Annotated in this window: 21 protein-coding genes; 8 read left to right on the plus strand and 13 right to left on the minus strand. The window is 62.6% G+C overall.

Annotated elements, in window-relative coordinates:
* Positions 1-111: 111 nt before the first annotated feature.
* On the plus strand, positions 112-816 hold the full coding sequence (msrA, locus tag K6M89_RS19640; protein WP_222140624.1) for a peptide-methionine (S)-S-oxide reductase MsrA: 705 nt from the start codon (positions 112-114) through the stop codon (positions 814-816).
* Between the two features lie 7 nt (positions 817-823).
* Here the strand turns inward: msrA and K6M89_RS19645 are convergent, their stop codons facing one another.
* Positions 824-1,363 (minus strand): L,D-transpeptidase family protein, encoded by a 540-nt coding sequence (locus tag K6M89_RS19645; protein WP_222140625.1) that lies wholly within the window; start codon positions 1,361-1,363, stop codon positions 824-826.
* Between the two features lie 275 nt (positions 1,364-1,638).
* Here K6M89_RS19645 and K6M89_RS19650 point away from each other — a divergent pair, with 275 nt between their 5' ends.
* Positions 1,639-2,079: a response regulator gene (locus K6M89_RS19650; RefSeq protein ID WP_097664071.1), complete on the plus strand. Its 441-nt coding sequence runs from the start codon at positions 1,639-1,641 to the stop codon at positions 2,077-2,079.
* Between the two features lie 14 nt (positions 2,080-2,093).
* Here K6M89_RS19650 and K6M89_RS19655 read toward each other — a convergent pair whose 3' ends face one another.
* Positions 2,094-2,834, minus strand: a complete 741-nt coding sequence (locus tag K6M89_RS19655; RefSeq protein WP_222140626.1) for a TetR/AcrR family transcriptional regulator — start codon at positions 2,832-2,834, stop codon at positions 2,094-2,096.
* Positions 2,835-3,006: 172 nt separating this feature from the next.
* Between K6M89_RS19655 and K6M89_RS19660 the strand changes: the two genes are divergently transcribed.
* Together K6M89_RS19660 and K6M89_RS19665 are read left to right on the plus strand one after the other, a co-directional pair.
* Positions 3,007-4,206: a multidrug effflux MFS transporter gene (locus K6M89_RS19660; RefSeq protein ID WP_222140627.1), complete on the plus strand. Its 1,200-nt coding sequence runs from the start codon at positions 3,007-3,009 to the stop codon at positions 4,204-4,206.
* Positions 4,207-4,349: 143 nt separating this feature from the next.
* On the plus strand, positions 4,350-5,642 hold the full coding sequence (locus tag K6M89_RS19665) for an MFS transporter (RefSeq protein WP_222140628.1): 1,293 nt from the start codon (positions 4,350-4,352) through the stop codon (positions 5,640-5,642).
* Between the two features lie 5 nt (positions 5,643-5,647).
* Here the strand turns inward: K6M89_RS19665 and K6M89_RS19670 are convergent, their stop codons facing one another.
* From K6M89_RS19670 to K6M89_RS19690, 5 genes are all read right to left on the minus strand, one after another.
* Positions 5,648-6,685, minus strand: coding sequence for a LacI family DNA-binding transcriptional regulator (locus tag K6M89_RS19670; RefSeq protein WP_222140629.1), 1,038 nt, complete (start codon positions 6,683-6,685; stop codon positions 5,648-5,650).
* Positions 6,686-6,773: 88 nt separating this feature from the next.
* Positions 6,774-7,814: a LacI family DNA-binding transcriptional regulator gene (locus K6M89_RS19675; RefSeq protein ID WP_222140630.1), complete on the minus strand. Its 1,041-nt coding sequence runs from the start codon at positions 7,812-7,814 to the stop codon at positions 6,774-6,776.
* A gap of 400 nt (positions 7,815-8,214) precedes the next feature.
* Entirely contained in the window at positions 8,215-8,529 is a 315-nt protein-coding gene (locus tag K6M89_RS19680) for a hypothetical protein (protein ID WP_222140631.1), read from the minus strand.
* Between the two features lie 94 nt (positions 8,530-8,623).
* Positions 8,624-10,522, minus strand: a complete 1,899-nt coding sequence (locus K6M89_RS19685; protein ID WP_222140632.1) for an ABC transporter ATP-binding protein — start codon at positions 10,520-10,522, stop codon at positions 8,624-8,626.
* Between the two features lie 223 nt (positions 10,523-10,745).
* Positions 10,746-12,554 (minus strand): ABC transporter ATP-binding protein, encoded by a 1,809-nt coding sequence (locus K6M89_RS19690; protein ID WP_222140750.1) that lies wholly within the window; start codon positions 12,552-12,554, stop codon positions 10,746-10,748.
* A 276-nt stretch (positions 12,555-12,830) separates the two neighbouring features.
* Here K6M89_RS19690 and K6M89_RS19695 point away from each other — a divergent pair, with 276 nt between their 5' ends.
* The 3 genes from K6M89_RS19695 (at position 12,831) to K6M89_RS19705 (ending at position 17,151) form a co-directional block, all read left to right on the plus strand.
* Complete coding sequence (locus K6M89_RS19695; RefSeq protein WP_222140633.1) at positions 12,831-13,448, plus strand: flavodoxin family protein; 618 nt, start codon at positions 12,831-12,833, stop codon at positions 13,446-13,448.
* A 289-nt stretch (positions 13,449-13,737) separates the two neighbouring features.
* The gene (locus K6M89_RS19700) at positions 13,738-15,144 is read left to right on the plus strand and encodes an FAD/NAD(P)-binding protein (RefSeq protein WP_222140634.1); all 1,407 of its coding nucleotides are present in this window, start codon (positions 13,738-13,740) and stop codon (positions 15,142-15,144) included.
* Positions 15,145-15,213: 69 nt separating this feature from the next.
* Positions 15,214-17,151 carry a hybrid sensor histidine kinase/response regulator gene (locus tag K6M89_RS19705; protein WP_222140635.1) on the plus strand — a complete coding sequence of 646 codons (1,938 nt, stop codon included), beginning with the start codon at positions 15,214-15,216 and terminating at the stop codon, positions 17,149-17,151.
* Between the two features lie 52 nt (positions 17,152-17,203).
* Here the strand turns inward: K6M89_RS19705 and K6M89_RS19710 are convergent, their stop codons facing one another.
* From K6M89_RS19710 to cyoA, 6 genes are all read right to left on the minus strand, one after another.
* Positions 17,204-18,379, minus strand: coding sequence for an acyltransferase family protein (locus K6M89_RS19710; RefSeq protein WP_222140636.1), 1,176 nt, complete (start codon positions 18,377-18,379; stop codon positions 17,204-17,206).
* Positions 18,380-18,488: 109 nt separating this feature from the next.
* On the minus strand, positions 18,489-19,247 hold the full coding sequence (locus tag K6M89_RS19715; protein WP_222140637.1) for an SURF1 family protein: 759 nt from the start codon (positions 19,245-19,247) through the stop codon (positions 18,489-18,491).
* A 46-nt stretch (positions 19,248-19,293) separates the two neighbouring features.
* The gene (gene cyoD, locus K6M89_RS19720) at positions 19,294-19,695 is read right to left on the minus strand and encodes a cytochrome o ubiquinol oxidase subunit IV (protein WP_097581817.1); all 402 of its coding nucleotides are present in this window, start codon (positions 19,693-19,695) and stop codon (positions 19,294-19,296) included.
* A complete protein-coding gene (gene cyoC / locus K6M89_RS19725) occupies positions 19,692-20,312 on the minus strand; it encodes a cytochrome o ubiquinol oxidase subunit III (RefSeq protein ID WP_222140638.1) in 621 nt (206 codons plus the stop codon). The genes cyoD and cyoC overlap by 4 nt, the downstream gene beginning before the upstream one ends.
* Before the next feature lie 5 nt (positions 20,313-20,317).
* Positions 20,318-22,321 (minus strand): cytochrome o ubiquinol oxidase subunit I, encoded by a 2,004-nt coding sequence (gene cyoB / locus K6M89_RS19730; protein WP_222140639.1) that lies wholly within the window; start codon positions 22,319-22,321, stop codon positions 20,318-20,320.
* 42 nt (positions 22,322-22,363) lie between these two features.
* The gene (cyoA, locus tag K6M89_RS19735; RefSeq protein WP_222140640.1) at positions 22,364-23,533 is read right to left on the minus strand and encodes a ubiquinol oxidase subunit II; all 1,170 of its coding nucleotides are present in this window, start codon (positions 23,531-23,533) and stop codon (positions 22,364-22,366) included.
* 376 nt (positions 23,534-23,909) lie between these two features.
* On the opposite strand from cyoA, the gene K6M89_RS19740 reads away from it, so the two are divergent.
* Positions 23,910-25,241 (plus strand): MFS transporter, encoded by a 1,332-nt coding sequence (locus tag K6M89_RS19740; RefSeq protein WP_097581821.1) that lies wholly within the window; start codon positions 23,910-23,912, stop codon positions 25,239-25,241.
* Positions 25,242-25,331: the final 90 nt, after the last annotated feature.

Consider the following 25,331-nt stretch of genomic DNA (forward strand, 5'->3'; position numbering starts at 1 on the left):
TTCGCACAGGCACTTTCTTTTGGTTGTCACATCGGCGTGAGTGATCGCCTTGTGATTTGCCGCTTTTGCAAGGATGCGCAAGGATTTGGACAACTCGCAGGAGGTCGCCCCATGTCCATGTCTTCCCACCGCAAGAGCTTTGCCGCGCTCCTTGCCGCCGCTGTTGTCTTACTCGGTGTGAGTGTAGCGGGTGCGGCCGAGGAGGTGGTCGTCATCCCGCCGCCTGATATTGACGAAACCGCCACATCGGGCACCGAGACCGCCATCTTCGCCGGCGGCTGTTTCTGGGGCGTCCAGGGCGTCTTCCAGCACGTCAAGGGCGTCGAGAGCGCCGTCTCCGGTTATACCGGCGGCGAGGCGAAAACGGCGCAATACGAAACTGTCAGCACCGGCTCGACAGGCCACGCCGAAGCCGTCGAGGTGCGGTTCGACCCGAAAAAGATAAGCTACGGCAGGTTGCTGCAGATCTTCTTCTCCGTGGCGCACAATCCGACGCAGCTGAATTTCCAGGGACCGGACCGGGGCACGCAGTATCGCTCGGCGCTGTTCGTCTCCAATCCGCAGCAGCGCAAGGTCGCCGAACGCTATATCAATCAGCTCGACAAGGCGCATGTCTTCCAGCAACCGATCGTCACCAAAGTATCGGATGCCGCCGGCTTCTACCCTGCCGAGGACTATCATCAGGATTTCCTGACGCTCAACCCGACCTATCCCTATATCGTTTACAACGACCTGCCGAAAATCGAGAACCTGAAGTCGCTGTTTCCGGCCGACTACCGCAGCGAGCCGGTCCTCGTCGGGAAGATCAAGGGCTGATTGATCGTCAGGGCATGATGTCGATCGGCGTATGGTCGGGGACGCGGGCCCAGATATCGCGCATCTCCGCGTTGGTGACTGCGATACAGCCATCCGTCCAATCCAACAGGCGGTGAACGTCTCCGAGCAGGCCCCAGCCATTGGGCAGCCCATGGATCATGATGTTGCCGCCGGGCGGAAAGCCGTTCACTCGAGCTGCGTGCTGCTCTTCCGGCTTCGGATAGGAAATGTGCAGGCTCAGATGCGCCATGGATTTCGGATTGCGCCAGTCTATTTCATAGCGCCCTTCCGGCGTTTTTTCGTCGCCTTCGCGCTGCTTGGGGCCGGCATCGGCCGCCCTCCCGAGCGGAATCCGATATGTCGCGATGGGAGCGTCCGCTCTGAGAAGAACCATGCGGCGTTCGTATTTATGAACACGGATGAGGTCGGCGCGTTGCTCCAGCGGTGCATCCGGAGGCGGCGAGCCCGAGCCGATCCTGGCCATCACCTTGGTATAGGCGAAAAGGCCGACCGCCACGAGGGCCAGGACGATAAGCTTGCTTCTCAACGGGGATCCTCCAAAAGCAATGGAATAATCAAATCGTATCATTGTGCCCGCATCAAGAAGTGCCGCGCCTGGGTTTGCACATGATCGAGTACCGGTTTTCTTTGCCGGCTTTCGGTTAAGATTTTATCAACGTTAACAATATCTTAAATCCGGGAAATCGCGTTCCACTGCGGAACATATCGTCAAGTTGCCCGTTACGACAACGAGTTTCGTGCAGCACAGGACTGCCGGAGCGGATCCTTCTTTCGAAGTATGGCGTAACAAGGGGAAGTATCATGGCCACCAATGTCGTGCGGCGCTGGCAACGGGATGATCTCATGAAACAGCGGGTATTGATCGTTGAAGATGAATTCCTCATCGCACTCGATCTCGGCGCGACGGTGGAAGGCATGGGTATGCAGGTTGCCGGCCTGGCGAATGATCGCGAACAGGCGTTGCGGCTGGCGCCGTCGGCCGATATCGCCTTCGTCGACGTCAATCTTGCCGACGGCCCAACCGGGCCCGAGCTCGGCAGGCGGCTGGCGGAAGAGCACGGCATCGCCGTCGTCTTCATGACCGGCAATCCCGAGAGCGTCGCCGACGGCGTCAAGGGGGCGGTCGGCGTCGTCCAGAAGCCGGTCATGCCTTCGGTTGTCGAACAGCTGGTCAAATATCTTGCCGCGCGCCGCGTCGGCATGTTCGCGGTCGTGCCGGCGCAGATGACGGTTTTTGCGTGACGGGAAGCGCCTGATCAGCCGGATACGGCTGCCAGCTGCGGCTGAGCGCCGGCATTCTCCGCCGGCGGTCGGCCATAGGCCCTGAGAAAGGTACGAACGGCATTGCGGGCCGCCTTTTCCAGTTCCGCGTCGGTAGGAGTTCCCCCGAAAAGGGTCATCATCTGCAGGTCGGCATTGGCGAGCGCGACGAACTGCCGGGCGGCGACGTCGAAATCGTCGATGACCAGCGCTCCCTTTTGCGCCAGCCGCGCGAGAAGCGCGGAAAGCGCGGTGGTCAGCTTGCCGGGCCCGTGCTGGCGCCAGCTTTCGAAGAGATGCGGATAACGCTCGCCCTCCGTCTGCACCAGCTTGCGCAGGAATTTTCCGTCATGGTTGCAGAGGCAATTCTTGTTGAGGCGCACGACGAAGACCGTCAGGTCGTCCTCGAGATTGTCGGCATTGTCAGGAAAGGCCGACAGCACGGAGAAGAGCATGGCGTTGGCGCGGTTCATGACGTCCTCGACGACGGCGACGAACAGCGTTTCCTTCTCGCGATAATGGTTGTAGATCGTCTGCCGGGAGACACAGGCGACGGCGGCGATCTCGTCGATGCTGGCGGCGGCGAAACCCTGGCGGCAGAAGACGTCGGCGGCGGCATCGAGGATGGACATGCGCTTGGCGCATTGCCCGCGCTGGGTATGTCCCGTCATCCGGCTTGCCGGTGTCATGCGATCTTTCATGCGAGCGAAGATAAGACGTCTTGACCTCTTAGACAATGGCGTCTAGTTTTACATCTGTGTCCAAATTTATTGACACTCTTGGTTCAATCGCTGAAGATATGAGCTCCCAACTTCGTCTTCGCGCGAACGATCATCATTGAACCCCTAAGAGCAATGCGGCGGAGTGACGATCCGGCGCTTCGTTTCGCTTTTATGAAAGATCACCATTATGACGGCTTCCTTCTTTCGCATTGCGCTCATTCTCGGCCTTTTGTCGGCCATCGGCCCCTTTGCCATCGACATGTATCTGCCGGCGCTGCCTTCGATCGGCCAGGACCTGCGGGCCAATAATAATGTCACGCAGCTGACCCTGCTCGCCTTCTTCATCTCCTTCGCGCTCGCCCAGCTCTTCTATGGTCCCCTGTCCGATATGTGGGGCCGCAAGCTGCCGCTCTATCTCGGCATCGGCCTCTTCGCGCTCGCCTCGGTCGGCTGCGCGCTTGCGACAGATATCGAAACGCTGATCGCCTTCCGTTTCGTCCAAGGCTTCGGCGGCGCCGCCGGCATGGTCATTCCGCGCGCCATCGTTCGCGACATGCATACCGGCGTGCAGGCCGCACGCCTGATGTCGCTGCTGATGCTGGTCTTCTCGATCTCGCCGATCCTGGCGCCGCTGACCGGCAGCGCCGTCATCGAGTTCTACGGCTGGCGCGGCGTGTTCTGGGCCGTGACAGCAGCCGCCTTGATCGGCCTCGTCCTGCTTGCCACCCAGCTTGACGAGACGCGCCCGGCCACCGAACGCAGCGGCAGCGGCCTCGGGAGCGCCATGGCCGCCTACCGGCTGCTGCTTTCCGACCGCAACTTCCTGACACTGACCTTCATCGGCGGCCTCGGCATTTCGAGCTTCCTCGTCTATCTCGCCAACTCGCCCTTCGTGCTGATTGAGCATTACGGGCTGACGCCGACGCAGTACAGCTTCGCCTTCTCGATCAATGCCGTGTCCTTCTTTGCGGTATCGCAGGCGACGGGCTGGCTCGGCGAGCGTTTCGGCCTGGTGCGCGTCATGCGGATTGCCGTCAGCGCCTTTGCGCTGGCCATGGTCGTCATGGCGGTGGTGATGGCTTCGGGCTCCAACGCGCTGCCTGTCATGGCGAGCTTCCTGTTCATCGGTTACGGCTTCCTCGGGCTCGTCATCCCGACGAGCGCGGTGCTGGCGCTTGAGGATCACGGCGCAATCGCCGGTACCGCCTCGTCGCTGATGGGCACGCTGCATTTCGTCATCGCCGCCGTCGCCATGGTGATCTCGAGCCTGTTCTTCGACGGCACCGCCGTTCCGATGGCCGCCGGCATCGCGCTCTGCGCCTTCGCAGCCTTCGTGCTGACCCAGGCAACGATCGGCCGCCGCGCCGCCGTCGCCGCTGCCGAATAGTCAAAGACTGGCCGCACCCGATCCCCGGATGCGGCCACCAATCTGGGTTGCGGCATCGGAGAAAATACCTCGCCCAATTGAATATTGGCAGGCGGCACTATCTACGCTCCTCCGATGCAATATGATCATTCCGGAGAATACGCATGGTTGATGAGAAGCGGCTGATCTCGAAAATCACCTGGAAGCTGATGCCGTTTCTCGGCATCCTCTATTTGATCGCCTACATCGACCGGCAGAATGTCAGCTTCGCCAAGCTGCAAATGGTCGGTGCTCTCGGCTTGAGCGAATATGCCTATGGCCTTGGCGCTTCGCTCTTCTTCATCGGCTATTTTCTCTTCGAGGTGCCGAGCAATCTCTTCCTCGACAGGCTCGGCGCGCGTGTCTGGTTCGCCCGCATCCTGGTCTCCTGGGGCCTCGTCACCATCGGGCTCGCCTTCACCCAGAACGCGGCTATGTTCTATATCCTGCGCTTCCTGCTCGGCGTCTGCGAAGCCGGCTTCTTTCCCGGCGTCCTCTATCTGCTGACGCTGTGGTTCCCGTCGGCCTATCGCGGCCGGATGGTCGGCCTGTTCATGATCTTCAGCGCGATCGCCAATGCCGTCGGCGCACCGCTCGGCGGCGCGCTGCTCGATCTAGACGGCCTCTACGGCTTTGCCGGCTGGGAATGGGTGTTCCTGGCGACCGGTATTCCCGCCGTCATCGCCGGCATCGTCACCTTCTTCTATCTTCCCGGCCGGCCGGAAAATGCGAGCTTCCTGAGCAGCGAGGAGAAGGCCTGGCTCGAACGGCGGCTCGCCTCGGAAAATGCCGGCATGGACGAACATGCGTCGGACGGCTTCAAGGCGCTCGTCGACCCGCGCGTCCTTTTGATGGCGCTCTGCTATATAGCCTTTCCGCTGTCGGCCTATGGTCTCAGTTACTGGCTGCCGACCATCGTCAAGGCCTTCGGCGTCAGCAACACCGTCAACGGTTTTCTCAACGTCATTCCCTGGCTGCTGGTCGCCGTCTCGCTCTATGCCGTTCCAACCATGGCCGACAAGGCGCAATCGAAGACGCCCTATATCGTCATTCCGGCGTTCATCGGCGCGGCCTGCCTGCTGCTGTCGGCGCTGATTCCGAACCACACGCTGCAATTCGCCTTCCTCTGCATCGCCGCCGCCGGCATCTTCGCTCCGCAGCCGGTGTTCTGGAGCCTGCCCTCGCGGTTCCTGAAAGGGGCGGGTGCGGCGGCCGGGCTTGCCGCCATCAATTCGGTCGGCAATCTCGGCGGCTTCGTCGCCCAGAACGTCGTGCCCTGGATCAAGGATGAAAGCGGCAGCACGATCGCGCCGATGTTCTTCCTCGCCGCCTGCCTTGCCGCCGGCGCCCTCTTGGTCTTCTTCGTGACGCGTCAGTTGTCGAGCCGGGAGGCTGCGGCGGCGCCGAGCCGGATCTGAGGGTTTCAGCCCGTCAGCGTGAAAGCGTCGCTTTCGCCCGCAATGAGCTCCATCGGCCAGATCCTGTTGCGGGCGCCCTGCGGATAATGCTCGGCATAGGCCGGCATGGTGGCGAGCAGGGTTTCGCCGAGCTGGGCGCCGAGATCGCGCAGCGACATGCGGAAGGAGGTCAGCGACGGCTGCAGGAAATGCGTGCGCGGCTCCTCGCGGAAACCGACGACGGCAAGGTCGCGGCCGGGCACGATGCCGGCCTCGGCCAGCCTGCGGTAAAGCCCGATCGCCATCAGCTCGTGGATCAGGATGATCGCGGTTGGCCGGTCTTCGATCATCAGCAATTCGTGGCCGGCCTGGTAGCCGCCCTGTTCGCTCGACTTGACGCGGATGACCAGCGCCGGGTCGAAGGCAAGGCCGTGGCGTTGCAGCGCCTGGCGATAGCTGTCGAGGAAGATGTAGCCGAGATTGATGTCGGAGGAGGGGGCAGCCACCGCAATCCGCCGGTGGCCCTTGGCGACGAGCCGGTCGACGCCGCGCGCCGCCACGCCTTCGAAATCGAGGTCCATCCAGGTATAGCTGCCGCCCGACGCGCTGCGGCCGAGCGCCACGAAAGGGATGCGGGCCTTTTCCAGAAGCTCGATGCGCCGGTCGGTGCGGCGTGTCGCCGAGATGATCAGCGCGTCGACGAGGCGGCGCGCCACCATGCGCTTCAGATATTCGTGCGGATCCTCGTCATCGGGGCAGGGCAGCATGACCAGATCGAGCTTGTGGCGGGAAAAGACGCTCTGCAGCCCGTCGGTGACGCCGAGGAAGAAGTCGTCGCTGTTTTCGACCGTCTCGCGGCTGACCTCGAGCATCAGCCCGATGACATTGGTCATGCCCTGGCGCAGGCTGCGGCCCGACTGGTTGGCGACATAGCCAAGCTCTTCGGCGGCGGCGAGCACGCGCCGGCGCGTTTCGTCATTGACGTCGGGCTTGCCGTTCAGCGCACGCGACACGGTGCCGATCGAAATGTCGAGATGCTCGGCGAGCTGGCGAATTCCCTTCATCTCTGGCGATCTTCCTCCCTTGCAGCGCCGCGCGTCATCGCCCTTCTTGCCACAGGACGGCGTCTGCGAAAAGCCATGGGGGAAGAGGTTACGGTCTGAAGCTCTGGCGGATGACGAGTTCGGGAATGACGCGTTCGTAAGCCGGCGGCGAATCCGGGTTTTCCAGCCGCCGCTCCAACAGCGCGACGGCGCGTTGCGCCATGGTCAGCGGGTCCTGGCGGAAGGTGGTCAGCTGATAGCTCAGCCAGGCGGATTCCGGCACGTCGTCGAAGCCGATGACGGCGACATCCTCGGGGACGCGCAGCTGTGCTTCCAGGCGCAGGACATCCATCAGCCCGAAGGCGATCTGGTCATTGGCGCAGAAGACGGCGTCGGGCCTTGTTTTTTCCGCGAGAAGCACGCGCCCGGCGGTGACGCCGCCGTCATAATCGGAATCGCCGCCGCGGACGAGGGTGACGGATGCGCCAAACGTCTCCGCCGCCGAAAGGAAGGCGCTTTCGCGTTCGACGATCGCAGGCGTTCCCGTATGGGAGCCGATGACCGCCAGCCGCCGCCGGCCGCTGTCGTAAAACGCCGTCGCCGCCTTGCGTGAGGCTTCGGAGTTGCCGGCGCGCACGTGGTCGGCGTCGGGCTCCGACCGGCCGATAACGACGAGCGGCTGGCCGTTTCGCTGCGCGAGCTCGAGGAAACTTGCCGGCGGCGAGCCGGAGAGAATGATGATCGCCTCGGCACGGTGGCCGATCAGCATCTTCTGGGCGGCGAGCAGTTCCTCTTCCGTCTGACCGGTGTTGATGAGGATCGGAATGCTGCCGCGCCGGATCAGGGATTTGGCAAGGGCTGCGGCGAGATGCGCGCGAAAGCCGACCTCCGGCCGCGTTGCGACGATGCCGACGAGGCGGCTCTGATTGGCGAGGACGCCGCGCGCCAGATCATTGACATGGTAGCCGAGCTCTTCAGCCGCCCGCAGCACCTTTTCGCGCGTTGCCGGGGCGACGCTTGCGCCGGGCGTGAAGGTGCGCGAGACGGCCGAGCGCGAAACGCCCGCCAGTTGCGCCACCTGCTCGGCGCTGACGAAGCGCATGCGTTCTTTTTTCGGCGCTTTGCCGGCATTCACGGGACCATCATTCATCGGCCCTCAGCTATTGCGCGTCTCTGACAGGCAGATGACAGCCGGTGGGGCCGGGGAAATTTTTGCGAAGGATACCTGTGGTTGGCATGACCGACGGACTCACGCCAAAGGCTGCCCCTCACTCGCGAGACGTTGACGAGAAACGGAGAGGTCGCGGCATAGTGGCCGGGCTTGGGGTCCCAAAGGTGCAACGGTCTTCCATCCGCCACCGCAACAGGCAGTACTACGCCAATAGCGGGTAAAGGGAAGTTACAAAGGTGGCGGCAGCCGGATGAGGGGCTGCTCTCCTGGCCGGCATGCCGTTGTTATTGAATTAAAAAAGCCGAGGCTGCGGAACGCAACCTCGGCTGAGGGTCAAGCGACGCTGACGAATTCAACGCCGCTTCAAAAAACTGCAGGTCTACTCGCAGACCTGCACGGTTTCGGCGTGGTAGCCGCCGTCATAGCGGTTGCGGACGTCGCGGTCCTCATACCAGCATCTCGGCTGGGGTTCGATATAGCGGGGGCTCTCCACATAACGAGGGCCTTCATCGACGTAGCGCGGGCCACCATTGGCGATTGCGCCGCCGATCAGGCCGCCGACGACACCTGCGGCTACACCGCCGGCGATGATGCGGCCGGTATTGTCGTGATGACGGTCGCGCGCGGCAGCGGGCTGAATAGCCGATCCAACAAGGGCCGTCGCGATCAACAGGCTGCTAATAATTCTCTTCATAACATTCTCCTCAGTGGGCACTCGCCGGGGATAATAGGGAAATACGGCAGCAAGGCGTTTGTTCGTTCAAACTTTGCGACAGGCGTTAATGCAGTCAGGTTGCCGATTGCGTCGCCGTCGTCTCCTCCAGCACATCTTCGGGTATATCGTCGAACGAGGCGTAATTGAGGTTATAGAGCCTGGAGTACAGCTTGCCGTTCTTCATCAGCTGGCGATGGTCACCGCTTTCGATGATCTCGCCGTTCTGCAGCACGATGATGCGATCGGCCTCGCGGATCGTCGCCAGGCGGTGGGCGATGACCAGGCCGGTACGGTTTTCGAGCAGCTTCACCAGCGCCTTTTGGATCAGCATTTCGGTATAACTGTCGATATTGGCGGTCGCCTCGTCGAGCACGAGGATCTTCGCGTCCGCCACCAGCGCCCGGGCAAAGCTCAAAAGCTGGCGCTGGCCGAGCGAAAGATTGCCGCCGCGCTCGCCGAGAATGCTGTCGTAACCATCGGGCAGGCGCATGATGAAATCATGGGCGCCGACCGCCTTGGCCGCCTCGATCACCTGCTCGCGCGTCGCCTTCAGCTTGTGGTAGCGGATGTTTTCGAAGACGGTGCCGGTGAAGAGGAAGGGCTCCTGCAGCACCATGGCGATCTGCGCCCCGAGCGAATCCTGCGTCAGGTCACGCACATCGTGGCCGCCGACCAGCACCTCGCCCTGCTGGACGTCGTAGAAACGATGGATCAGCGACATGCAGCTTGATTTGCCGGAACCCGTCGGCCCGACCAGTGCCACCGTCTCGCCGGGATTGACTTTGAAGCTCACATGTTTCAGCACCGGATGCTTCGGATTGTAGCCGAAGACGACGTCCTTGAATTCGACCGAACCGTCCATGTCGCGCGACAGCGCCTTGGCGTTGGGTGCGTCCTTGATGTCGACGGGCACGTCGAGCACTTCGGTCAGCCGCTGGCCGGACGCCATGGCGCGCTGCATCACCGAATATTGCAGGGTCAGCGACCGGATCGGGTCGAAGAAGCGCTGGATGTAGAACAGGAAGGCGACGAGCACGCCGACATCGAGCGCCTGGTTGAGAACGCGGGCGCCGCCGACGACGATGACAAGCGCCATTGCCACGCCCGTCAGGCTGTCGACGATCGGCACCATCACCTGCGCATAACGCGCCGCCGTCAGATGCGTCTTGAGGTTGGCATGCGCCTTGTCGTCGTAGAGCGTGAAGTTGACGCCCTGCCGGTCCATGCTCTGGACGGCGCGCACGCCATGGATCGCTTCGGCAAGTGCGCCGTTGGCGACCGAATTGGTCTCATGCGCGGCCATGAAGGATTTGCGGGCGAGCGGCAGCCAGAACAGCCGGACGACGAAGAGCACCGGCAGCACCGAGAGCGTCAGCAGCCCCAGCTTGAAATCGAGATAGAGCATCACGAAAACGATGCCGAAGAGCAGCACGATGTCGCCGACCGAAAGCACCGAGGTTTCGAGGAATTCCTGCATCGAGTTGACGTCGCCCTGCAGGCGCGACATCAGCCGCCCCACTTCGGTCTTGTCCATGAAGGAGAGCGAGACGCGCTGGAGATGCGAGAACATCGCCTTTCGGATGTCGAAGAGCACCTCTTCCGCGACATTGCCGACCAGCGTCTCCTGAGCGTAGCTTGCCGCATAATTGATAAGGATGGCGATGGCGAAGGCGACAATCGCCCAAATCAGCGCCGAAGGATTGCCGCCCGGCGACATGCCGTGGTCGATGGCGTAACGGATGATCAGCGGGATCAGCAACTGCATCATCGTGAAGGTCAGGACAGCAGCGATCGCCCAGAGCACCTGGGTGCGGTAGGGGTGGACGAAAGCCCAGATGCGCTTGACGATGTTGCCGTCGAAGGCCTTGCCGAACATTTCCTCCTCGACGCGGTGCGAACCGACCACCGCCCGCGGCGGCCGGCGCCCATCCTCGCGCACGTCGGGACGCTCTGTTTCCAGTTCCTCGGCCATCGTCGTTCCTCCTGCGGCCAACACTTGAGGGTGGTCCGCACATCAATTGCTTGTCCGCGCTTCTCCCCAGCGGGGAGAAGGTGCCCGAAGGGCGGATGAGGGGGCCACACGGCACGCCCCCGTTTGCCCTTCGCTTCCGCTCAGCGCACTCGTCGCTATCGCTCCTCGCCCCCTCATCGCCTCGCTTTGCTCGGCACTTCTCCCCGGTGGGAGAAGAGGGGAGTTACGCACTCAGCACTTCATCGCCCGGCCGCACCTGCAGGTCGTAGAGCGCCTTGTAGCGGCCGCCGAGCGCAAGCAGCGCCTGATGCGTGCCGCGCTCGACGATCCTTCCGTCTTCGACGAACAGGATCAGGTCGGCATGCATCAGCGAGCTCAGGCGATGGGCGACGATGATCGTCACCCGGTCGGCAGCATAGCGGCGCATGGCGCTGCGGATGCGCTGTTCGGTCGCCGCGTCGATTGCCGCCGTCGAATCGTCGAACACCATCACCGCCGGCTTCAGCATCAGCGCGCGGGCGATCGACAGGCGCTGCCGCTGGCCGCCGGATAGCGATACGCCGCGTTCGCCGACGACGGTGCCGTAGCCGATGGGGAGGCCGAGCACGTAATTGTGCAGCTGGGCGCTTTCGCTGGCGCGTTCGATGCGGCCTTCCTTGGCCCAGGGGTCGCCATAGGCGATGTTGTTCTCGATCGTCGTCGTGAACAGGAAGGAATCCTGCTGCACGACGGCAACGGCCCGGCGCAGCGACTGCAGCGTCGCCTTGCGGATATCCTGGCCGTCGATGGTGATCCTGCCGCCGCTGACGTCGTAGAAACGCGGGATCAGATGGGCGATGGTCGATTTGCCGCTGCCGGGCGGCCCGACGATGCCGATCGTCTGGCCGCGCCTGGCTTCGAAGGAGACATCCTGCAGCACAGTGCGCTTTTCCGAGCCAGGATAGGCGAAGCTGACATTCTCGAAGCGCAGCACGCCATCCGTCACCGCCAGTTCCCTGGCATCCGGCGCGTCCTTGATCGCGATGTCGAGGTCGAGCAGGGCAAAGAGGCGCGAGCCGCAGGTGGAGGCGCGGGCAAAGGCGTTGACCATCAGGCCGAGCTGGCGCACCGGCATCTGCAGGATGGTCATGAAGGTCAGGAACGAGGCGAGCGTGCCGACGGTGATCTCGCCCGACATTACCTTGCCGCCGCCGATCCAGAGCACGAGGCCCATGGCGGTGAAGAAGGAAAAGGTCATGGCGCTGGTATTGGTGACGCGGATGCCGACGCGCTGATGGGCGAGCGCCAGGGCATTCTTCGAGGCCGCATCGAATTTCGTGAGCTCGTGCTCCTGCGCGGCAAAGGCGCGCACGACGCGGATGCCGCCGAGATTCTCCTCCATGATGCGGGTCAGCACCGACAGCCGCTCCTGCAGATCGAGCCAGGTGGCGCGCAGCCTGAGCTGCGTCACCGAGGAACGCCAGCCGACGAAGGGCACGAAGGAGAGCGCCAGCAGCCCGAGCACGACATCAGTCGACAGCAGCAGATAGGCGCCGATGCCGATCAGGATCGTGAGCAGGATCATGCGCACCAGGGCGGTGGAAAAATACATGCGCACGCCTTCGAGATCGAGCAGCCCGACGGTGATCAGGTCGCCGGAATGCACCGTGTCGTGAAAGCTGAAGGAGAGACGCTGGATCTTTTCGTAGCAGGCCAGGCGCAGCTCGTAGCCTATGTGATGGCCGACGGCTTCGCTGTAATAGTTCTGCACCATGGTGAAGAGGCCGCGCAGCACGCTGGCGCCGAGCAGCAGCAAGGCCGTGGTCAGCAGCGCGTCCTGCGCCGCCTGGCCCGCCGCCCCGCCGCCCATTGCCATCTGCGTGTGGTCGACGGCCTGGCCGAGAAGCCGGGGGATCATCAGCTGGAAGGTCGAGGCGACAAGAGTTGCGCCGATCGCAAAACCCGCCTGCCAGGGGTGGCGGAGGGCCATCACGGTGATGCGCACCAGTGTATAGAGGCCTCGGCCCCAGCCTGCCGCAGTTGCAAGCGCCATCGAAGCCGAAGGCTTCGTCGCACGTGTTAACGCATCGCTGCTCACGGTGTTTTTCCAATAGATGTGTGCTCGGACGCTGGCCCGAAAAGACGGCAAATCCATGAAGGGATTGATAGCACCGTCACTTTTGCCGATTCCATTTGGCGGTTCAAGTAAAGAATTCACCAACTGGTTATTTTTGCGTGAGGCCGCCTCGCATGCCCTGCGGGAACAATCGGCGCGCGGGTGGGTTGCAGCAGGCAGGACCTGTCGGGCAACCGTTACCGGAGAGATACGATGCCGCTGAAAGCCCTTGCTCTCAACGCCACGCTGAAGACCAGCGACGCCGAGGATCCATCTTCCACCGACCGGATGATCGGTCTCATCGACAAGGCGATGTCGGAATACGGGGTCGTGACCGAAGTGCTCCGCCTTGCCGATTTCAACGTCAAGCCGGGCGTCGCGTCGGATGAGGGCGAAGGCGACGATTGGCCCGATATTCGCGCAAAGCTGCTCGACGCCGATATCCTGCTGCTGGCGACGCCGATCTGGCTCGGCCAGCCGTCCAGCGTCTGCAAGCGGGCGCTCGAGCGCATGGACGCCTTCCTCGATGAGACGGACGATCAGGGCCGGATGGTTTCCTATGGCAGGGTCGCGGCCGTTGCCGTCGCCGGCAACGAGGACGGCGCCCATCACGTGTCGGCCGAACTCTATCAGGCGCTGAACGATGTCGGCTTCACCATCCCGGCCAATGCCGTTGCCTATTGGGTTGGAGAGGCGATGGGTTCCACCAATTTCGTCGATCTCGACAAGGTGCCGAAGGTCGTGACGAAAGCCGTCGACATGCTGGCGCGCAACACGGCGCATCTGGCGGGCCTATTGAAGGCGAAGCAATATCCGGGCGAGGACCGTTGAGGCTCGGTCACTGGTCACGCTTTTAAAATTACAATTAATTCAATTAGTTATGGAAATTGGCAACAAAGTTCTTGCCAGGTGGGCTGTTTCGCGCTTTCATACACGACCAGTTTGATAGACTATCAGCGAGGGGAGTTGCCCCTCGTTTTCTTGCGGGCTCGCCTGATCGGACCCGATGCTGCGGCAGCCGTGGATTGCCGCATGACCCTCATCAACGCGTGGCCGGATGTTCATGCGTTGAAACCTCGATCGACCCCAAGGGTGCTGATGAAGCCGCAAAGGAGTTGCGATGACGGTTCAGGGACTTTTCTCCGCAAGGGCCAATGCGGCGGCGCAGATATCAGTCGTTCCGCGCATTGCGATCGTCGGGCGCGGCTTCTCCGGCATGATGACGGCCATTGCGCTGATGAGGACGGTGCGCGCACCCTTCCACCTGCAGCTGTTCGATCCGAATTCCTCGGTCAGCGGCGGCCAGGCGCTCGCCTCTGCCCGTGCCTCGACCATCCTCAATACTCGCGTTCGCGATCTCTCGGTCTCGGTCGGCGACAGCGACGATTTCAACGACTGGCTCTGTAGCAACGCCGCCTTCCGCGCCGCCGTGCCGGCCGCCATTCCGGGTTTCCGGCAGATCTTCGTGCCGAAGGAAATCTTCAGCGATTACGTCTACCAGCGCTTTTCCGAAGCGCTGGCGGCGCGCCGGGACATCACCGTTCAGGTCTGCAACGATCCTGTGGTGACGATCCGCCGCAGCCACGGCAACCGCTTCCTGCTCGAAAGCACCAATCCGTCCAATCCGCTGTTCGATACGGTGATCCTCGCCACCGGCTACGGTCTCAGCGGTCCGCATGCCGAGGCGCCGGATGCTTCGCCGGTCCGCGCCCAGCGCCTCGTCGCGCGGCCGCATGCGGTGCTGCTCGGCAGCGGCATCCGCGTCGTCGACCAGCTGCTGCAGCTGCGCGATTCCGGCTATGCTGGCCAGGTGACGATCCTTTCGCGACACGGTTTTCTGCCGCAGAGCCACACGCCGAACGCCGCCGATCCGGTCTTTCCGGCCGAAGCGCTGCCCGAGAGCCTGCCTGATATCGTGCGCTTCATCCGGCAGGCCTGTCGCGAGGCGGAAGAAGAGGGGCGAAGCTGGCAATCGGTGATGAACGGCCTGCGGAAACACGCCCGCTCGCTCTGGCGCTCGCTGCCGGCCCGCGACAAACATCAGTTCAACCGGCATTTGCGAGCGATCTACGACAGCCATCGCAACCGCCTGCCGGAGGCCATGCACCTGCGCCTGCAGCGCGAGCTTGCCGAAGGCCGCACGGTGCTGCGCCGCGGCCGGGTCGGTCGCAGGGGCCTGAGCGGCCTGTTTTTCACACCGGCGGGATCCTCTGCCGAGGAGGTGATCCATGCCGAGCGCATCATCGATTGCCGCTGCCAGGCGCCGGATCTCTCGGCGCCGCTGATGCAAAGCCTGTTTTCCGCCGGCCTTGCCATGCCGGACGAACTCTCGCTCGGACTGGCGGTCACTGCGCGGGGCGAGCCCTTCCTGGATGACGGTTCGACGGTTGCCGGGCTCTTTGCCGTCGGTCCGCTCGGCCTCGGTAGCCTGCCCGATATCGATCTCGTGCCCGAGATCGTCTCGCAGGCCTATGCCGCGGCCGAGCGGATCGGCGAGCGCTTCTATCCGCAAGTCAAGGCGGTTTGAAAAAGTGTGATCTTTTCGGAACCATCTGCACCCCGCCGCGTTGAAAGCGCTGGTGACCGAGAGGGGCAGATGGAAGTGCTGGATCGACATGATACGTCTCTTCACGAAGAGGGGCGCTTTCGCCTTCTGGTCGATGCCATCACCGACTACGCGATCTACATGCTGAGCCCCGAAGGCATCGTCACCAGCTGGAATACCGGCGCTCAGCGCTTCAAGGGCTATAAGCCTTCGGAAATTCTCGGCGAACATTTTTCCCGTTTTTATGTCGAAGAGGATCGCGCGGCCGGAATTCCCGAGCGCGCGCTTGCCACGGCGCTCGAGCAGGGACGGTTCGAGGGGGAGGGCTGGCGCCAGCGCAAGGACGGCAGCCGCTTCTGGGCGCATGTCGTCATCGATCCGATCCGCCGCCCCTCCGGCGAGCTTATCGGCTTTGCCAAGATCACCCGCGATCTGACCGAACGCAGGGCAGCCGAAAACGCGATCCGTCAGAGTGAGGAACAGTTCCGCCGGCTTGTCCAGGGCGTCTCGGACTACGCGATCTACATGCTCGATCCCAATGGCAATGTCAGCAGCTGGAATTCCGGCGCCGAGCGGATCAAGGGCTATCGGCCGGATGAAATCATCGGCCGGCATTTCTCGACTTTCTATACGCCGGAGGACCGCGCCGCCGGCCTGCCGGAGACCGCGCTTCGCGTCGCCTGCGTCGAAGGCCGGTTCGAGCGGGAAGGCTGGCGTGTCCGCAAGGACGGCACCCGCTTCTGGGCCAGCATCGTCGTCGACGTCATCCGCGGTGATGACGGCGACGTGCTCGGTTTTGCCAAGATCACCCGCGATATCACCGAGAAGATGGAGACGCAGCGGGCGCTGGAGCAGGCGCGCGAAGAGCTTTTCCAATCGCAGAAGATGGAGGCGATCGGTCAGCTGACCGGCGGTATCGCCCATGATTTCAACAATCTGCTGATGGCCGTGCTCGGCAGCCTGGAGATCCTGAAGAAGCGCATGCCGCAGGATCTGTCGCTGACATCGCTGGTCGACAATGCCATGCAGGGCGCCCAGCGGGGAGCGGCCTTGACCCAGCGCATGCTGGCCTTCTCCCGCCGGCAGGAATTGCACATGGAGCCGCTCGACGTCTCCGGCCTGGTGCGCGGGATGATGGATATTCTGAGCCGTTCGCTCGGCCCCCTCACCACGATCGAGACCTACTTCCCCGTCCGGCTACCGACCATCCTCACCGATCCGAACCAGCTGGAGATGGCGATCCTCAACCTCGTCGTCAACGCCCGCGACGCCATGCCGGCCGGCGGCCGCATCGTGCTGCGCGCCTCCGAAGAATCGATCGCCGCCGGCAAGGGGCCGCTGTCCGCCGGCCGCTATATCAGGATCGCGGTGATCGATGAAGGCGAGGGCATGGATGCGAAGACGCTGGAGCAGGCGGTCACGCCGTTCTTCACCACCAAGGGTGTCGGCAAGGGCACCGGTCTCGGCCTTTCCATGGTGCAGGGTCTTGCCACCCAGTCCGGCGGCCGGCTGATGCTGAAGAGCAGCCCGGGCCAAGGGACGACGGCGGAATTGTGGTTCCCGGTCGCGACCGTCGAACAGAGAACCGCGGCGCCGGCCGACGTGCCGCAGCCGGACGATGATGCACAGCGCCGGCTGCGCATCGTCGCCGTCGATGACGACGGCCTGGTGCTGATGAACACGACGCTGATGCTGGAGGATCTCGGCCACACCGTTTTTGAGGCGATGGCCGGTCCCGAGGCGCTCGACATCCTGCGCAAGGAGCTCGTCGATCTGGTCATCTGCGATCACGCCATGCCGCGCATGACCGGGGCGCAGCTCGCCGAGGCGATCCGCAGCGAGTGGCCCGAGATGCCGATCATCCTCGCCACCGGTTACGCCGATCTGCCCGACGGCGACGGCGCCGCCAATCTGCCCCGGCTCGGCAAACCCTTCTCGCAGGCACAGCTCGCCGATGCGATCAGCCGGGTCGCTGCTCAAGGCGCGTGAGGGCGGGCTGGATTCTGACGTGCGTTGCTTCGCCACGTTCCGAATGCCTGCGCTATGCGCGGAGCTTCTCGTCGCCATCATCCCGGATGACCGCGCTGCCGGCTGCTTCCCGAAGGTCACCCGTCGCGGCTGAAGCTGTGCCGCCGAGGAGACGCTTTTCGGTCTGTTGCAGATCAAGGATCGCCCGTTCGATCCCCTCGGCCGAAGTTTGGCGCGAGACCAGGCGCGACCGATGACGCTGCCACAAGGTGACGAGCAGGCGCCGGCTCGGGACTTCTATCGTTTCATGCAGGAACCATGCTCCGCCGACCGCAACGAAAAGCGCTGCCGCAATCAGCGCCGGTTCAGGAAGCAGAGTTTCAAAAGTCCGGTGGACAAGGAACATGATCGGGACGTGGAAAAGATAGAGCGAGAAGCTGATCGTGCCCAAAAACCTGACGGGGCCTGCTGCCAGGACGCGTGCTGCGATGGGCGGTTGTCGTGCGACGAGCGCTACGATGACGGCCGCGGCGACCGCGCTTTGCAAGCCCCAAAATTCAGGGGAGAAATTCGGCAAGACATGCCTGTAGGTGAAGAATACCGCCAGCAGGACCAGCGTGAAAATTCCCGTGAGCGCGGATGGCGTCCATCTTTCCAGATGAGAATGCAGCGCACCGGCAAGTGCGCCGAAAAGAAAGTAGGGGAGCTTGGACAGGAGTAGGATTCCAGGCCCCGGCAATTCGAGCAGGCCATCGACGACGACGACAATGGCGAAGCCTGCGATCACGCCGCTATGGCGATGCGGGCGAACTAAACAAAGCCATAGAACCGGGAAGAGCAGATAGAATTGAATTTCGGGCGGAATTGACCAGAAAACGCCGCTCGAGCCGACAAGAAAGACATGGCGCACAAAGTCCGTGCCGCCGTTGATCGGCTGAACGAAGTTTAGATCCTGCATGCCGGACAGGATCGCCACGAGCAGAACGGCAGCCAGATAGACCGGATAGATGCGGGCAAAGCGGCTCACCAGAAAATCCAGGACATTTTCCCTGGTCACCGGCCGTGAACCGTAGAGATGGGCCATGAGAAAGCCGCTGAGGGCAAAGAACAAGCCGACGGCTTCGCTGCCCATGGTCACCACATACAAGGCCGTGCTTGGAAAGATAAGGCCGATATGCGCTTGAACGACCAACAGCGCGGCGAGACCGCGCAGGCCATCGAGACTGGGGATGTAATCCGGCCGGCTCATCTGCAGCTTTTATCTATTCTGGTCAGGCAAGCAGTAGCCGACATGACTTTACAAGATATTAATCCGCTGAGCTTGAACTGCGCGGCGCAACTGCTCGCCGGAACGCGTATTATTCGCGGCGGCCTGTTCCCCTCTCGCCGCGCAGGATGAACACCAGCAATGCCAGCGCCATCGCCGCCAGCCCGTACCAGGTGATCGCATAGACGAGATGGTTGTTGGGAAAATGGATGGCCGTCAGGCCGCCGATGGGCAGGCCGCCCGGATTGGCGGTCGCATCGGCATCGATGAAATAGGGCGCGACCGCATCAAGGCCGCGCTTCTGCGCGATCGCTGCGACATCGCGCGAATACCAGCGGTCGGCGGCGACGTCGTTGGATTGCAGCAGCGATCCTTTCGGCTCTGTCATCCGCACCAGCCCGGTGATCTCGACCGGGCCTGCCGGCTGACCCTCGCGGCGCGTGGTCGGATCGCGCCGTTCGATCGGCACGAAGCCGCGATTGATGAGGATATCGGTGCCGTCGGCGAGCGTCAGCGGCGTCATCACCCAATAACCCGGGCCGAGCGCCGTCGAGGCATAGACCAGCGTCTCCTGGTCGTTCGCCAGCGTTCCGGCCACGGTCACCCGGCGATATTCGTCGTCGGCGGCATTGACCTTGTCCCAGTCGGCACGCGCCGGGGCCGGTACGGGTGCGGCATGCACACGCTGGTCGACGCGGGCGATGAGATCACGCTTCCAGCCGAGACGCTGCACCTGCCAGGTGCCGAGGGCAAAGAGCGCGGCGGCGAGCAGCGCCAGGCAGACGCAGAAGAGAGCGCGCTTTGCACGCGAATGCCGTCTTTCCGCTTGTTCCGAGGGAGCCCCACTCATAGCAAGAATCGCTTCGGGCGGCAGTGGCGCCGCCCTTTCGACACAGTCACGGCATGTTCTTCATCATCTCGGGGCTCATCGGCATCATGTTGGTGTTGAGATGATGCATGACCCAGAGCGAACCGGAGAGCGCGATGGCGACGATGATGATGGTGAAGATCAGCGCCATCATCGTCCATCCGCCTTCGCTCCTGGGGTTCATGTGCAGGAAGAAGACCATATGGACGACGATCTGGATCGCCCCGATGGCCATCACCAGCACCGCCGTCACCGCCGGGCTGTCGAAGACGCCGGCCATGACGAGCCAGAAGGGAATGGCGGTCAGGATGACGGAGAGCGCGAAGCCCGTCATATAGCTGCGGAAGGTGCCGTGGCCGGCCTGATGGCCGTGGCTGTGGCCGTGATGGGCCTCGTGGGCATCCTCATGGGCAGGTGCTTGCGAACTCATCCGAGAACTCCCAAGAGATAGACGAAGGAAAAGACGCCGATCCAGACGACGTCGAGGAAGTGCCAGAACATCGACAGGCACATCAGCCGGCGGCGGTTGGCCTCGACCAGGCCGTGCATCGACACCTGCACCATCAGCGTGATCAGCCAGATGATGCCGAAGGTGACGTGCAGACCGTGCGTGCCGACCAGCGTGAAGAAGGAGGAGAGGAAGGCGCTGCGCGTCGGCCCGGCGCCTTCGTGGATCAGGTGGACGAATTCGTAGAGTTCCAGCCCGATGAAGGCTGCGCCGAACAGGCCGGTGACGGCGAGCCAGAACAGCGTCTCCGCCTTGGCGTTTCGCTCCATCTGCAGCATGGCAAAGCCATAGGTGATCGAGGAGAAGAGCAGCATCGAGGTGTTGAGGGCGACGATCGGCAGATCGAAGAGATCGGCCGGCGACGGACCGGCGGCATAATTGCGGCCGAGCACGCCGTGCGTGGCAAACAGCACGGCGAAAATCAGGCAGTCGCTCATCAGGTAAAGCCAGAAGCCGAGATTGGTGCTGTTTTCCGGATGATGGTCTTCCGTCAGATAGAATTCAGGCTTTTCGGCCGTGTCGATGGTCTGATCGCTCATGGTCATTACACCTGTTCGGCCAGCAGCGCGGTGCGCTTGCCTTCGGTTTCGGTCACCGCGTCGGCGGGGATGTAGAAATCGCGTCTGTAGTTGAAGGTATGGCCGATCGCCACGACCAGCAGGGCGACGAAGGAGACGACGACCAGCCACCACATATACCAGATCAGGCCGAAGGCGAGGGCGACGCTGATCGCCGACAGGATCGCGCCGGTGCCGGTATTCTTCGGCATATGGATCGGCTTGAAGCCTCCGAGCGGGCGCTGGTAGCCGCGGTTCTTCATGTCGTACCAGCTGTCATGGTCGTGCACGACAGGCGTGAAGGCGAAGTTGTAGTCCGGCGGCGGTGAGGCGGTCGACCATTCGAGCGTCCGTCCGTCCCAGGGATCGCCGCTGTCGTCACGCAGTTCCTCGCGCTTCATGAAGCTGACGACGATCTGGATCATGAAGGCGGCGATGCCGAGCGCGATCAGGCCGACGCCGAAGGCGGCGATGATGAACCAGATCTGCAGCGACGGATCCTCGAACTGGCTCATGCGGCGGGTGACGCCCATCAGGCCGAGCACATAGAGCGGCATGAAGGCGAACCAGAAGCCGATCTGCCAGAACCAGAAGCTCAGCTTGCCCCAGAAGGGATCGAGCTTGAAGCCGAAGGCCTTCGGGAACCAGTAGTTCACGCCGGCGAACATGCCGAACAGAACGCCGCCGATGATGACGTTGTGGAAATGGGCGATGAGGAACAGCGAATTGTGCAGCACGAAGTCCGCCGGCGGCACGGCGAGCATGACGCCGGTCATGCCGCCGATGACGAAGGTCACCATGAAGCCGACCGTCCACAGCATCGGCACCTCGTAGCGGATACGGCCGCGATACATGGTGAAGAGCCAGTTGAAGATCTTCGCCCCTGTCGGGATCGAGATGATCATCGTGGTGATGCCGAAGAAGGAGTTGACTGATGCACCCGAGCCCATGGTGAAGAAGTGGTGCAGCCAGACGATGTAGGACAGGATCATGATCACGCAGGTGGCGTAGACCATGGAGGCGTAACCGAAGAGGCGTTTTCCCGAGAAGGTGGCGACGACTTCGGAGAAGATGCCGAAGGCCGGCAGCACGAGGATGTAGACCTCCGGATGGCCCCAGATCCAGATGAGGTTGATGTACATCATCGGATTGCCGCCGAGGTCGTTGGTGAAGAAGTTCGTCCCGGCATACCGGTCGAGCGACAACAGGGCGAGCGTTGCCGTCAGGATCGGGAAGGAGGCGACGATCAGCACGTTGGTGCAGAGCGCCGTCCAGGTGAAGACTGGCATCTTCATGAAGGTCATGCCCGGCGCGCGCATCTTGACGATGGTGGCGATCAGGTTGATGCCCGAGAGCGTCGTTCCGACACCGGCCACCTGCAGGCCCCAGATATAATAGTCGACGCCGACGCCCGGACTATAGGCGGCGCCCGACAGCGGCGGGTAGGCGAGCCAGCCGGTCTGGGCGAATTCGCCGATGAACAGCGACAGCATGATGACGATCGCGCCGGCGGTGGTCATCCAGAAGGAGAAATTGTTGAGGAAGGGAAACGACACGTCGCGCGCGCCGATCTGCAGCGGCACCACGAAGTTCATCAGGCCGGTGACGAAGGGCATCGCCACGAAGAAGATCATGATGACGCCGTGGGCAGTGAAGATCTGATCGTAATGGTGCGGCGGCAGGTAGCCTTCGGATCCGTTGAAGGCGATCGCCTGCTGGATGCGCATCAGGATCGCATCGGAGAAGCCGCGCAACAGCATGATCACGGCCAGGATCACATACATGATGCCGATCTTCTTGTGATCGACGCTGCAGATCCAGTCGTGCCAGAGCGGGCCCCAGAACTTGAAATAGGTGATTGTGCCGAGCACGGCGAGACCGCCGATGACGACGCCGATGAAGGTCACGACCAGGATCGGCTCGTGATAGGGGATGGCATCGAGGGTCAACCGGCCGAAGACGAACTTCAGGAGGTCAGGATTGGAAAACATGGAACAACCCGTTCATTATGTCTTGCGACGCAAAGCGCCAGGTTAATTGTTGTTGTTGAGCTGCGCCGGCGCCGGATCGGCGCCGTTGCCCGTGGCGGGCATGGAATGGCCTTCATGCTGCATGCCGGGCATGTCGGGCACGTCGTGCTGCATGCTGCTGCCACCGGAATTGCGCGGCGGCTCGGCCCTTGCCGGAACGCCCGTCGCCGGCACGGTTGCGCCCGGCGCCACGACGCCTTCGTCGGCATGGCGGTTGTCGTATTGCAGCTTCTCGCGATTCTCGGCACTTTCCTTGCCGCCGCCGCCCATCATGTCGATGTGCATCATCTCGTTCATGCACATCTTGCCGGGCGTGGCGCACATGTTGAGGATGGCGGTGTAAAGATCGCCGTCGGCGCCGGCATAATAACGCACCGGCTCCTTCTCGCTCGGCTTCTCGAGCTTCAGATAGGCGTCGCGGTTGAGCATCGTGCCCTGCTGCTTGACCTTGGCCACCCAGGCGTCGAAGCCTTCGCGATTGAGGCCATGGAATTTGAAGCGCATGTGCGAGAAGCCGGCGCCGCTGTAATTGGCCGAGAAGCCCTCATACTCGCCTTCTTTGTTGATGACGGCGTGCAGCTTCGTCTCCATGCCGGGCATTGCGTAGATCTGCCCGGCAAGGGCAGGGATGTAGAAGGAGTTCATCACCGAGGAAGCGGTGATCTTGAAATTGATCGGCTGGTCCACCGGGGCGGCCATCTCGTTGACGGTGGCAATGCCGAGTTCGGGATAGAAGAACAGCCATTTCCAGTCGAGCGCCACGACTTCGACGGTCAGCGGCTTGGTATCGGCCGGAATGGCGCGCTCGGCATCGAGGCGGTCGAGCGGGCGGTAGGGATCGAGCTTGTGCGTGGAAATCCAGGTGACGGCGCCGAGCGCAATGATGATTGCCAGCGGCGCTGCCCAGATGACGATTTCGAGGCGGGTCGAATGGTGCCATTCCGGCGCGTAGGTCGCGGCCGTGTTGGAGCGGCGGTAGCGCCAGGCGAAGAGCAGCGTCAGGAAGATCACCGGAACGATGATCAGAAGCATCAGCACCGTCGAGACGACGATCAGATCGCGCTGTTGCGCGGCGATGTCGCCGGAGGGCGCCATGACCACCATGTTGCATCCTGCCAGGAAAAGCAGCGGCAAGACGGATAGAAGGCGGGAAAACTTCATGAGTTTTGGCACGTCTCTAAGCTCTTGTTGTTTCGTTTGGTCCGCGACTAAAGCACTGAAACGGATCGCGACATGAGGCGGAAGGTCGCAGTGCAGCAAACATGCCGCACTGCGGCAAAAATCATTGGGCGCTAGTGCCTCGAAATCCTGACGAAATTAGAAGGATTTTAGGCGTGCGCATGTCTCAAGCCAATATATCCACAACAGCCGGTCAGGCCAGCATTTGCAGGGGAAAATCTCCGTCCGGATCACGCAAATTTTTCGGTCCCCGCTTCATTTGGGCCGTGATGATGAACTATTTCCGTCTTACGGACTTGATAAGCCTGCGGGTTTGATCAAGATCACGCTTGGGGCGCCTTGCCGGAAGCGCCTTAACGAGGAGGCGTTTATGGCAACAACATCGCATTACGGACCGTCGTCGTCGTCGCTGGAACGCGACGCGCGGCGCATTCACGACGACAAGCCGGTGTCACCGGGCAGCATCGCCATCGGCGTGGTGATCGGCCGCATGTCGGAATTCTTCGATTTCTTCGTCTACGGCCTCGCCTCGGTCCTGGTCTTTCCGCAGCTCGTCTTTCCTTTCGCGCCCGACAGGCTGACCGGCACGCTCTATTCCTTCGCCATCTTCTCGCTCGCTTTCCTCGCCCGTCCCGTCGGCTCTGTCGTTTTCATGACCATCGACCGGATGTATGGGCGTGGCACCAAGCTGACGATCGCGCTCTTCCTGCTCGGCGGCTCGACCGCCTCGATCGCCTTCCTGCCGGGTTACGAGGTGATCGGCGTCTGGTCGATCGCGCTCTTGGCACTCTTCCGTCTCGGCCAGGGCTTTGCGCTCGGCGGCGCCTGGGACGGCCTGGCATCGCTGCTCGCACTCAACGCGCCGCCCAATCACCGTGGCTGGTACGCGATGATCCCGCAGCTCGGCGCGCCGATCGGTTTTGCGCTGGCAAGCACGCTGTTCGGTTATTTCGTCGCCAATCTTTCCAGCGAGGATTTCCTCTCCTGGGGCTGGCGCTATCCCTTCTTCGTCGCCTTCGCGATCAATGTCGTGGCGCTCTTTGCGCGTCTGCGCCTGGTCATGACCAAGGAATTCGGCACGCTGCTCGAGCAACATGAGCTGGAGGCAGCACCGATCCTCGAGGTGCTGCGCGTTCACGGCCGCGACATCCTGATCGGCGCCTTCGTGCCGCTCGCGAGCTTCGCCATGTTTCACCTGGTGACCATCTTCCCGCTCGGCTGGATGAGCCTTTACGGCAACCAGCCGATCGGCACCTTCATGGTCGTGCAGGTGGTCGGCGCCATGGTCGGCGTCGTCGCGATCATCGCCTCGGGCCTGATCGCCGACCGCATCGGCCGGCGCGCCCAGCTTGCCATCTGCGCCGTCATCATCGCCGTCTTCAGTTTTATCGGGCCGACCCTGATCGCATCCGGCAATAACGGCCACGACGCTTTCGTCATCATCGGCTTCGGCGTGCTCGGCCTGTCCTTCGGCCAGGCGACCGGTTCGATCTCGTCGCGTTTCGGCCGCGGCTATCGCTATACCGGTGCTGCCTTCACCTCGGACCTCGCCTGGCTGATCGGCGCCGGCTTCGCACCGTTGGTGGCGCTCAGCCTCTCCAGCCGCTTCGGCCTGACCTTCGTCGGCTACTACCTGCTCTCCGGCGCCATCTGCACCCTGGCGGCGCTCGCCTTCAGCAAGGCGCTGGAACAGCGGGAATAGGTGGGTTGTCCCTCGTGCGCCCGCCGAGACTTCTCCCCGCTCTGACGGGGAGAAGGATATGAACTGGCGATTTTCTCGCAGCCATTCTTG

It is taken from the genome of Rhizobium croatiense (assembly GCF_019793465.1).
Classification (GTDB): domain Bacteria; phylum Pseudomonadota; class Alphaproteobacteria; order Rhizobiales; family Rhizobiaceae; genus Rhizobium; species Rhizobium croatiense.